The organism is Roseateles sp. GW821-FHT02E12, from assembly GCF_059421665.1.
The window spans coordinates 1,458,739-1,469,615 of sequence record NZ_JBWKVK010000002.1; the positions used below are offsets into that span (position 1 = coordinate 1,458,739).

The 10,877-nt window shown below is 69.7% G+C and carries 9 protein-coding genes; 5 read left to right on the forward strand and 4 right to left on the reverse strand.

The features are described from left to right. Positions 1 to 41 precede the first annotated feature (41 nt). Positions 42 to 1,757: a DUF1800 domain-containing protein gene (locus AC07V5_RS17445; RefSeq protein WP_495116939.1), complete on the forward strand. Its 1,716-nt coding sequence runs from the start codon at positions 42 to 44 to the stop codon at positions 1,755 to 1,757. A 10-nt stretch (positions 1,758 to 1,767) separates the two neighbouring features. Continuing rightward, positions 1,768 to 3,144: a DUF1501 domain-containing protein gene (locus tag AC07V5_RS17450; RefSeq protein ID WP_495116940.1), complete on the forward strand. Its 1,377-nt coding sequence runs from the start codon at positions 1,768 to 1,770 to the stop codon at positions 3,142 to 3,144. A 54-nt stretch (positions 3,145 to 3,198) separates the two neighbouring features. On the opposite strand, the gene AC07V5_RS17455 is transcribed toward AC07V5_RS17450, so the two are convergent. Continuing rightward, complete coding sequence (locus AC07V5_RS17455) at positions 3,199 to 3,939, reverse strand: PEP-CTERM sorting domain-containing protein (RefSeq protein ID WP_495116941.1); 741 nt, start codon at positions 3,937 to 3,939, stop codon at positions 3,199 to 3,201. Between the two features lie 119 nt (positions 3,940 to 4,058). Here AC07V5_RS17455 and AC07V5_RS17460 point away from each other — a divergent pair, with 119 nt between their 5' ends. Further along, positions 4,059 to 5,819, forward strand: a complete 1,761-nt coding sequence (locus tag AC07V5_RS17460; protein WP_495116942.1) for a gamma-glutamyltransferase family protein — start codon at positions 4,059 to 4,061, stop codon at positions 5,817 to 5,819. On the opposite strand, the gene AC07V5_RS17465 is transcribed toward AC07V5_RS17460, so the two are convergent. Next, the gene (locus AC07V5_RS17465) at positions 5,820 to 6,311 is read right to left on the reverse strand and encodes a disulfide bond formation protein B (protein ID WP_495116943.1); all 492 of its coding nucleotides are present in this window, start codon (positions 6,309 to 6,311) and stop codon (positions 5,820 to 5,822) included. It abuts the gene before it with no gap. After that, on the reverse strand, positions 6,311 to 6,778 hold the full coding sequence (locus AC07V5_RS17470; RefSeq protein WP_495116944.1) for a RidA family protein: 468 nt from the start codon (positions 6,776 to 6,778) through the stop codon (positions 6,311 to 6,313). Before AC07V5_RS17470 ends, AC07V5_RS17465 begins: the two co-directional genes overlap by 1 nt. 118 nt (positions 6,779 to 6,896) lie before the next feature. On the opposite strand from AC07V5_RS17470, the gene AC07V5_RS17475 reads away from it, so the two are divergent. Together AC07V5_RS17475 and AC07V5_RS17480 are read left to right on the forward strand one after the other, a co-directional pair. Continuing rightward, a complete protein-coding gene (locus tag AC07V5_RS17475; protein WP_495116945.1) occupies positions 6,897 to 9,278 on the forward strand; it encodes a DNA internalization-related competence protein ComEC/Rec2 in 2,382 nt (793 codons plus the stop codon). Between the two features lie 54 nt (positions 9,279 to 9,332). Beyond that, complete coding sequence (locus AC07V5_RS17480) at positions 9,333 to 10,400, forward strand: cyanophycinase (protein WP_495116946.1); 1,068 nt, start codon at positions 9,333 to 9,335, stop codon at positions 10,398 to 10,400. Positions 10,401 to 10,404: 4 nt separating this feature from the next. Here the strand turns inward: AC07V5_RS17480 and AC07V5_RS17485 are convergent, their stop codons facing one another. Next, positions 10,405 to 10,806: a VOC family protein gene (locus AC07V5_RS17485; RefSeq protein WP_495116947.1), complete on the reverse strand. Its 402-nt coding sequence runs from the start codon at positions 10,804 to 10,806 to the stop codon at positions 10,405 to 10,407. Between the last annotated feature and the right edge of the window lie 71 nt (positions 10,807 to 10,877).

Below are 10,877 nucleotides of genomic sequence, written 5' to 3' on the forward strand. Positions count from 1 at the left end.
TCGTTGGGCGGAGCAACCTTCCAACAACAAGCGAGGCCACCATGCGCGCACCTCCGCCGCCTGAAGTCGAGACCATCGCCCCCGCGCCCGAGACAAGCGCCGCCCTGAATCCCGGCCTCGCCGCCGCGGCAACTGCAGCCGCGTTGCTCGCCGCCTGTGGTGGCGGGGGAGGGGATGGCAGCGCGCCGACGCCCTCACCACCACCTCCGCCACCTCCGCCGCCTCCCCCACCGCCGCCTGGCATCACTGATGCCGAAGCGGCCCGCTTCCTCGCGCAGGCCGGCTTCGCCGCCAGCAGCGCCGACATCGCCGCCGTCAAGGCGGATGGCTACGCGGCCTGGCTGGACGCCCAATTCGCGCTGCCCGTCAGCAGCAGCCACTTCGACTGGATGGTGGCCAACGGCTTCGCCGTCGTCGACCACCGCAATGACTTCGGCGGTGTCGACAACACGCTGTGGCGCAAGCTGATGTCGGCGCCCGACCTGCTGCGCCAGCGCGTCGTGCTGGCCTTGAGCGAGATCTTCGTCATCTCGATGAGCGGCCTCCCCACGCCCTGGCGCGGCTTCGCCGTCGCGGCCTATGTGGACATGCTGGAGCAGCGTGCTTTTGGCAACTACCGCGAGCTGCTGGGCGCCGTGACGCTGTCCAATGGCATGGGCGTCTACCTGAACATGCGCGGCAACCAGAAGGAAGACACCAGCACCGGCCGCGTGCCCGACGAGAACTACGCCCGCGAGGTCATGCAGCTCTTCAGCATCGGCCTCTACCGGCTCAATGCCGACGGCACGCCGAAGCTCGACGGCAACGGCAAACCCATCGAGACCTACGGCCAGACCAGCATCACCGACCTGGCGCGCGTCTTCACCGGCTGGGATTTCGACAGCTACAGCGGCACGGACCCGGCCTTCATGAAGAAGCCCATGGTCAACAACGCGGCCAGGTTCTCGACCGGGGCGAAGAAGGTGCTGGACGTGGACATCCCGGCCTCAGCCGATGGCCCGGCCGCGCTGAAGATCGCGCTCGATACGCTGGCCGCGCATGCCAACGTCGGGCCGTTCATCGGCCGCCAGCTGATCCAGCGCCTCGTCGCCAGCAACCCCAGCGCCGGCTACGTCGCGCGCATCGCCGCGGTCTGGGCCGACAACGGCGCCGGCGTGCGCGGCGACCTCAAGGCCGTCATCCGCGCCATCCTGCTCGACGCCGAGGCCCGCACGGCGTCCGGCGACCCCGGCGCCGGCAAGTTGCGCGAGCCGCTGCAGCGCTTCATCCAGTGGGGGCGCACGTTCAACGTCGCCTCGCCCAACGGCCTGTGGAACATCGGCAACACCAGCGACGCCGGCACCCGCCTGGGCCAGAGCCCGCTGCGCAGCCCCTCGGTCTTCAACTTCTTCCGCCCCGGCTATGTGCCTCCCAATTCGACGTTGGGCACGAACGCGGTCACGGCGCCCGAGTTCCAGCTCTGCAACGAGAGCACGGTGGCCGGCTACCTGAACTACCTGCAGAAGGCGATCTCCGATGGCGTCGGTGACGTGAAGCCCAGCTACATGGCCGAACTCGCACTGGCGGGCGACGCGCCTGGCCTTGTTGCCAACCTCGCGCCGCGCCTGGGTGGCGGTGGCATCTCGGCCACCACGCAGGCGACGATCTCGACCGCCGTCGCCACCATCTCCGCCGGCAGCGACGCCGGCAAGCTCAACCGTGTGCAGGCCGCCATCCTGATGCTGATGGCCTGCCCCGAATATCAAATCCAGAAGTGAGGGGGCGACCATGAAGCTCAACCGACTCCCCGAACTGCAGCGCCGCGAATTCCTGCGCCGCGCCGGTGCCCTCGGCATCGCCGGCACGGCCGCGCCCTGGGCACTGAACCTGGCTGCCCTCGGCGAAGCCGCTGCGGCCACCGCGCCGGGCGACTACAAGGCGCTCGTTTGCGTCTTCCTCTACGGCGGCAACGACTACGGCAACACCCTGGTTCCCTACGATCAGGCCAGCTACGACGCTTACGCCACCATCCGCCAGACCCTGGCCACGCCGCGCCAGCAACTGGCCTCGACCGCGCTCGGGCTGAACGTCGGCGGCCGCCAGATGGCACTGGCCCCTCAACTCGGCAAGCTCAAGGGCCTGTGGGACAGCGGGCGGCTGGGCATCCAGCTCAATGTCGGCACGCTGATCCAGCCCACCACGCTGGCCCAGTACAAGGCCCAGAACGTGCCGCTGCCGCCCAAGCTGTTCTCGCACAACGACCAGCAGTCCGTCTGGCAGAGCAGCTCGCCCGAGGGCGCCACCTCGGGCTGGGGTGGCCGCATGGGCGACCTCTTCCTGGCGGGCAACGGCACGGCCACCTTCACCTGCATCAACGCCGCGGGCAACGCCGTCTTCATGGCCGGCAAGCAGGCCGTGCAGTACCAGGTGTCGACGAACGGCGCCGTGCCCATCAACGGCGTGCTGAAACCGTTGTATGGCTCGCAGGCCTGTGCCGACGCGCTGCGCGGCCTCATCACCGCCGACCGCGGCCACTGGATGGAAGCCGAGCTCAACCGCGTCGTCGCCCGCTCCATCAGCGCACAGGGCAGCGTCACCGCCGGCCTGGCCGGAGTGCCGGCCCTTCAGACGCCCTTCGACACCGCCAGCAGCCTGTCCGCCCAACTGCTGATGGTGGCCAAGCTCATCGCCGCCCGCCAAACCCTGGGCGCCACGCGCCAGGTCTTCTTCGTGTCGCTGGGCGGCTTCGACACCCACGACTTCCTGCTCGACGAGCACCCGGGGCTGCTGACGTCGGTGAATGACGCACTGGCCAGCTTCTACGCGGCCACGGTCGAGCTGGGCGTTGCCAACCAGGTCACCACCTTCACCGCCAGCGACTTCGGCCGCTCGCTGACCAGCAACGGCGACGGCTCCGACCACGGCTGGGGCAGCCATCATTTCGTGCTTGGTGGAGCCGTGCAGGGTGGCAGGTTCTGGGGAACGTTGCCTTCGGTCAGTGTCAACGGGCCGGACGACGTCGGCCAGGGTCGGCTGCTGCCGACGACGGGCGTGGACCAACTCGGTGCGACGCTGGCCACCTGGATGGGCATCGGCGCGACGGATCTGCCACGCGTGCTGCCGCAGATCGGCAACTACAGCCAACGGGACATGGGCTACTTCTGAGCCTGAAAGCAAAACAGCCCGGCGGGGCCGGGCTGTTTGTTGGGTTGCGAGCGCTCAGCGCTGGCGGCGGCGCACGGCAATGCCCACCACGCCCAGGCCCAGGGCCAGCAGGCCGTAGGTTTCAGGCTCCGGCACCGCGGCAGCCACCGTGAAGCCGATGTTGTCCACGCCGACCCAGTCGTCGAAGTCGCCCGGCGTCACGCCGACGTAGCCGATGTTGCTGCCCGTGTAGGTCAACGTCTGCTGGCCAGTTGCCTGGGCAAAGATCGTCGTCACATAGGTGCCGGCGGTGTTGAAGATGTCGATGCCGGTGCTGCTGGGGTTGGCAATGCCGGCAAAGTCGATGCTGATCGTCTTGATGGGGTTGGCAAAGGCCAGCACGAAACTGGCGTCGCCGTCCTCGTTCAGCCAGCCGCTGAAGGAGTGCAGCAGCTTGCCGCTGACCAGGGACGGGGTACCCAGACCGCCGGTGTCACCGCCACCCACGGCAACGATGGTCATGTCGGTGTTGGTGGCCCAGTCACCGGTGGGGCCGCCGCTGCCGCTGTAGGCATTCGCGGAGAACGTGACACCCCAAGCGCTGTACTGGCTGTTCACCGTGGTACCGACGGCGAGGTTCTCGAAATCGATCAGGTAGCTGCCCGGGCCGAGGGAGGCCGCAGGCGTCACAGACGACAAACCACCGGCGACGACGCGGGCAGGGTCTTCAGTCTTGCCACCGGCGAAAGCCGGGAGGGCTGCCAGCATCGCTACGCCGAGCAATGCCGCTTGGATAGGGGTACGCAATGCGCTCATCAGCTTTCCCTCGATTGGTTCGTGAATGAAGTCACGAGTATGTCTGTCGCGAACCTTGCTGGCGTCACATGAAACAGTGTCATGAACGCCCGCGCTGGCGCCTGCCTAAGATGCCCGCCATGCTCCGCCTCCTGACGCCTCTCCTGCTGGCCAGCCTGCTGGCCCCGGCTCATGCCCTCGACCAACCCGAGGCCGCCACCAGCCGCACCGCCAAGCAGGGCAGCCTGACGGCAGCCGCCAAGCGCTTTGCCGTGACGGCCGCCAACCCGCTGGCGGTCGATGCCGGCGTCGAGATGCTGAAGGCCGGCGGCTCGGCCTTCGATGCGGTCGTCGCGGTGCAGGCGGTGCTCAGTCTCGTCGAGCCGCAATCCAGCGGCATCGCCGGCGGGGCCTTCCTGATGCACTGGGATGGCCACCAGGTGCAGGCCCTGGACGGCCGCGAGACGGCACCGGCCGCCGCCACGCCCGAGATGTTCCTCAAGCCCGACGGCAAGCCGCTGGCCATGCGCGATGCCATCCTGAGCGGCCTGTCCACCGGCGTGCCCGGCGTGCTGGCCATGCTGGCCGAGGGGCATCGCCAGCACGGCAAGCTGCCCTGGGCACGCCTGTTCGAGCCCGCCATCCGGCTGGCCGAGCAGGGCTTTGCGATCAGCCCGCGCCTGTTCGAGCTGATGTCCGCCGAGCCCGCACTGCGCAACGACCCCCAGGCGGCGCCGTATTTCTTCGACGCTGCCGGCACGCCCAAGCCCGTTGGCACCGTGCTGAAGAACCCCGCCTACGCCGCCGTGCTGCGCGGCATCGCAAAGCAGGGCTCGGTGGGCTTCTACGAGGGGCCGGTGGCCGAAGACATCGTGCGCCGCGTGAAGGGCCATGCCCGCCCGGGCCTGCTGACGACGGCTGACCTCGCCGCCTACAAGCCCGTGGTGCGCCCGCCGCTGTGCAATGAGTGGCGGAGCTATCGCGTCTGCGGTTTCGGCCCGCCGACATCGGGCCATCTGACGCTGATGCAGATCCTTGGTCTGCTGGACACCCAGCCCGCCGCGCAGGCGGCCAAAGGCATCACGGCCGACTGGATGCATGCCTACGCCGAGTCCGCCAAGCTGGCCTTCGCGGACCGCGCCCAGTTCATCGGCGACCCGGCCTTCGTCACCGCGCCCGGTGGCGACTGGCAGAACCTGCTCAGCGTCGCCTACCTGAAGCAGCGCGGCGCGCTGATCGGCGCCAAGGCGGCGGGTACGGCCATCGCCGGCCAACCGGGGTTGATCAAGCAGGCCCTGGCGCCCCAGGCCGAGCAGCTCGAAGCCGGCACCAGCCATGTCAGCATCGTGGACGCCGAGGGCCATGCCGTGGCGATGACGACCAGTGTCGAGTCCGCCTTCGGCAACCGCGTCATGAGCGACGGCGGTACGGGGCTGGCGGGCGGCTTCATGCTGAACAACCAGCTGACCGATTTCTCGCTGAACCCCGTGGGCGCCGACGGCAAGCCGGTGGCCAACCGCGTCGAGGCCGGCAAGCGCCCGCGCTCCAGCATGGCGCCCACGCTGGTGTTCGACCGCGACGGCAAGCTGCTGATGTTGGCCGGCTCGCCGGGCGGGCCGGTCATCATCCATTACGTCGCCAAGGTGCTGACCGGCGCGCTGGCCTGGGGCCTGCCGGCTCAGCAGGCCGTGGACCTGCCCAACTTCGGCCACTTCAACAGCGGCACCCTCATCGTCGAGCGCGGTGCGCTGACGGCCGAGCAACTGGCCGACCTGCGCGGCCGCGGGCATCAGGTCGTCGAGACCGACCTGGCCAGTGGCCTGCAGGTGCTGATGCGTGTGAAGGACGGCTGGGTGGGCGGTGCCGACCCCCGCCGCGAAGGCGTCGTCAGGGGCGAGTGATCAGCGTTTGCCCAGCGTGACGATGCCCAGCGCTGCCAAGCCCGCGAAGAGCAGGCCGCTCCAGACCTCGTAGGGCAGGCCGATCAGCCGGTACGCCGCGGCCTCCGCGCAATTGGCCGTGATCATGAACACCGATGGCCACAGCTCTTCGAGCCCCAGCGCGGTGACGATCTTGTCTGCCAGGCCCATCGCGCAGGTGGCACTCTGCGACGCCACCTCGTGCTGGAAAACGGCCGCAGTGAGGCCCGCTGCACACAGCAACAGCACGACGACGAGCGTGCCCTGGCGCAGCGTGCGCCGGGCCTGCACCAGCCAGCCCAGCAGCGAGAACGCGCCGATCAGCAGGAAGATGCCGCGCTGCAGCACGCACCAGGGGCAGGGCTTGACGCCGAACTGGTGCTGGGCAACCAGCGCGATGCCGACGCCGGCAAAGCTCGCCACGGCCATGGCCGCCAGCGCGCGGGCAGGCAACTTGGAAGGCTGGATGAACATCAGTCTTGAACTTCCGCGATCAGCTCGATCTCGACGCAGGCACCCAGCGGGATCTGCGCCACGCCGAAGGCGCTGCGCGCATGCTTGCCGGCCTCGCCCAGCACCGCGGCGAAAAGCTCGGAGCAGCCGTTGGTGACGAGGTGCTGCTCGGTGTAGTCGGGCGTGCTGTTCACGAGGCTCATGACCTTGACGATGCGCACGATCTTGCCCAGGTCGCCCGTGGCGGCCTGCAGCGTGCCCAGCAGGTCAATGGCGACGGCGCGCGCGGCCGCCTGGCCGGTGGCGGTGTCAACGTTCTTGCCCAACTGGCCGACCCAGGGTTTGCCGTCCTGCTTGGCGATGTGGCCCGACAGGAACAGCAGGTTGCCCGTGCGCGTGAACGGCAGATAGGCAGCAGCGGGGATGGCCAACGGCGGCAGGGTGATGCCCAGTTCGGCGAGCTTGGCTTGGATGGCAGAGGAGCTCATTCGGGGTGGCGCGGTGGCGCAAGCAAAAACGGCGGCATGCTACACCCCGAGTCCCAGCAACCTGGGACAGGAGGGGGCATTGGCGGGGCAGCGTTGGGGCGCTCGGGAGCTCGTGGCGATGGCGCTGGCCTGGTTGACCGGGCTGGCGCTGCTGCATCGCTGCGAGAGGCTGCCGAGCGGCGCCGAGTACGCAGCGCTGTTCACCGCTTTCGGGTTGCTCTGGCTGCTGCGGCGTCGGCATTGGCTGGCACTGGCGGGCTGCGTCGCGGTGTTCGCCTTCGGCCAGGCCGCGCTGCGTGCCGAATGGCGGATGACGCCCGAGTTGCACCCTGCGTGGGAAGGCCGTGATCTGGCGTTGACGGGCCGGGTCGATTCCTTGCCCATCGCCGTCACCGGCCAGGGTGGCGTGCCGGGTTGGCGCTTCGAGTTCGTCGTCGAATCCGTCGGGCCCACCGGCACGGCATTGCCGCCCGAGGTTCCGCGGCGGCTGATGCTACTGGCCTATGAGCTCCCGAGCAGCGCGCCGCCCATCACCGCCGGCGAGCGCTGGCGCTTCACGACCCGGCTCAAGCGCGCGCACGGCCTGGCCAACCCGGGCGGCTTCGACGCCGAGCTGTGGCTGTTCGAGCAGGGCCTGCGTGCCAGCGGCGTGGTGCGCGCGGCCGAGCGCTTGCAGGCGGCGCCCTGGTGGGAGATCGACGCCGCCCGCCAGCGCCTGCGCAAGGCCATCCACGAGCGCGTGGCCGACCCCGCCATGGCCGGCGTGCTGGCCGCGCTGAGCCTGGGCGACCAGAACGCCATCACGCATGCCGACTGGGCGCTGTTCCGCGACACGGCGGTGGCGCATCTGCTGAGCGTGTCGGGCATGCATGTGACGCTGTTCGCCTGGCTGGCCGCCGCCGCCGTGGCGCCACTGTGGCGGCGCAGCCGCTGGCTCTGCCTGCGCCTGCCGGCGCCGACGGCGGCGCGCTGGGTGGGCGTGCTGGCTGCCCTGGGCTACGCGCTCTTCTCGGGCTGGGGTGTGCCGGCCCAGCGCACCGTCGTCATGCTGGCGGCCGTGGCCGGGTTGCAGACCCTGGGCCTGCGCTGGCCCTGGCCGCTGGTGCTGCTGGCGGCGGCCGTCGTCGTCACGCTCTTGGACCCGTGGGCCTTGATGCAACCCGGCTTCTGGCTGTCTTTCGGCGCGGTGGGCTTGCTGATGGCGGCCGGCGGCGAGCACACGCAGGGCTGGTGGGCGCGGCTCAAGGCGGCCTTGCGCACCCAGGCCATTGCGACCGTCGGCCTCGCGCCGCTGAGCCTGATCTGCTTTGCGCAGCTCTCCCTTGTCGGCATGCTGGCCAACCTGCTGGCCATTCCGTTGATCAGCTTCGTCATCACGCCGCTGGCCCTGCTTGGCGGGCTGCTGCCGCCGCTGTGGGCGGTTGCGGCGCTGCTGACGCAGGGCCTGATGGCCTGGCTCAAGCTGCTGACGGCACTGCCCGGCGCGGTGTGGTGGCTGCCGGCGGCGCCGCTGTGGTCGCAAGGCCTGGCGCTGCTGGGCGCCGTGCTGATCATCATGCGGCTGCCCTGGCGGTTGCGGCTGGCGGGCCTGCTGATGACGCTGCCGCTGCTGTGGCCCGCCGTGCCGCGGCCGGCCGACGGCGAGTTCGAGTTGCTGGCCCCCGACATTGGCCAGGGCAACGCGGTGCTGGTGCGCACGCGCGGGCATGCGCTGCTCTTTGACACCGGCCCCGTCTATGCACCGGGCTCGGACGCCGGCGAGCGCGTGCTGCTGCCGCTGCTGCGCTCGCTGGGCGTGCATCGGCTGGACATGTTGATGCTGAGCCACCGCGACAGCGACCATGTCGGCGGCGCCGCGACGCTGATGCAGGCGCTGACCGTGACCGAACTGCGCAGTTCGCTGGAGCCTGGCCATCCGCTGCTGCGTGCGGGCCCTGCGGCTGTGCGCTGCGAGGCCGGCCAGGGCTGGACCTGGGACGGCGTGCGCTTTGACGTGCTGCATCCGATGCCGGCGCACTTCGAGGCCGGTCTCAAGTCCAACGACCTGTCCTGCGTGCTGCGCATCACGTCGGCCTCGGGCCGGCGCGCGCTGCTGGCGGGTGACCTGGAGGCCGAGCAGGAAAAGGCGCTGGTGCGCCGCGAGCCCGATCTGCACGCCGACGTGCTGCTGGTGCCTCACCACGGCAGCAAGACCTCGTCGAGCGCGGAGCTGCTGGCGGTAGTGAAACCTTCCTTGGGCCTGGTGCAGGCCGGCTACCGCAGCCGCTTCGGCCACCCGGCGCCGCCGGTGCTGGCGCGTTACCAGGCGGCGGGCATCGAGGTGGTTGCGAGCCCGTCGTGCGGTGCCTGGCGCTGGCAAAGCGACAGTCCTGTCGCAGCGGGGGCCTGCGAGCGTGAGAGCCGCAGGCGCTATTGGCAGGATCGTGCGCCCGCCACGGCTGGCATGGAAGGACCGCCGCTGAGCGAGCAAGCACCCGCCGACGCCGAACTGGCCTTCTGACGCCGGCCCTGCCACACTGGCTCGAGGGCCCCTGCCGCCCAACGGAGAGATTTCATGAAGCGCTTGCAAGTCTGGACCCGCCGTTCCATTTCGCTCGGCCTGCTTTGCGTGAGCGTGGCTGCCATGGCCGGCGGTGGCAGCGCCGGCAGCGGCGCCAAGGCCACGGCGGCCAGCAGGGACTACGAGCTCTTCCGCAGTGGCAGCGCCGCCGATTCACTGCCACCGCCGCCGGCCACCAACCTGCTGGTGCTGATGGGTGGAGGCATCGATGTGGACGATGCCTTTCGCGCCATGATCGCCAAGGCCCGCGGCGGCACGGCCGCCAAGGTCGATGTCGTCGTGCTGCGCACCTCGGGTGCGGACGGCTACAACGCCTATCTGATGGCGATGGACGGCGTCGATTCGGTCGAGTCCATCGTGCTCAAGAGCCGTGCCGGGGCCAGTGCGCCCGAGGTGCTGGACCTCGTAGCGCGTGCCGACGTGCTCTTCATCGCCGGCGGCGACCAATCCACCTACATCGCCCAGTGGGCCGGCACGCCGCTGGAAGCAGCGGTCAAGGCTGCCGTCGCGCGCAAGGTGCCCTTCGGCGGCACCAGCGCCGGCCTGGCCGTGCTGGGCCAGTTCGACTACTCGGGTGCCAACCAGTCGATCTCGTCGGCCGAGGCCATGGCCAACCCCTATGACCGCAACATGACGCTGGATCGCAGCTTCCTGAACGCGCTGCCGTTGATGGCCGGCGTCATCACCGACGCCCACCTCGTCGCCCGCGACCGCATGGGTCGCCTGGTCGGCTTCATGGCCCGCCTGTCCGCCGATGGCTGGGCCGGCTGGCAGTCGCTGCGCGGCATTGGCGTGGATGAACAGACGGCCGTCGTCGTCGATGGTGACATCGCCACGGTCATGGGCAATGACGACGGCGTGGGCGGCCGCACCGGGCGGGCCTATTTCCTGAAGCCGACGATCGCGCCGACGACGGTGCAGGCCAAGAAGCCGCTGACCTTCCGCAGCCTGCAGGTCGAGAAGCGGGTGGCGGGCGGCCAGTACAACCTGGCCACCTGGCCGACCGTGGCGCCGTACTTCATCTCAGTGGAAGCGGGCACGCTGATGCCCAACCCCTACTGAGGCCTCAGTCGAAGCTGCCGCGGTAGGCCTCGGCCGCGTCGGCCCGCGTGTTCAGCTCGAACATCACGCCGCCCGGCGCACGGCAGAAGAAGCGCGAGCCGCGTTCGTGGCTGATGACCTCGGTCTCCATCGGCACGCCGTCGGCGGCCATGGCGGCGTAGAGCGTCTCGACGTCGGCGCGCGTCGGCAGCTCGAAGCCGACGTGGAAGGTCTGCGGCCAGTTCGGTGCCATGCCGCTGCCGTTCTCGATGACGACGTCGAAGCCGGGCCGCTTCAGGATCCAGAACGGCCCGGCGGGCGAGCGCGTGAAGCCCAGGTATTTCTCGAAGAAGGCCGAGGTCTGGGCCGGGTCGAGGGAGGGGAAGCTCAGGTGGTTGAGCTTCATGGGCGCGAGTGTTGTGGTCATGGAAGGCTCCAAGGGATTTGCAGAGCCTTCATCGTCGGTTTCAGCGCGCTTTCAGGCTACTCGCATGGGCG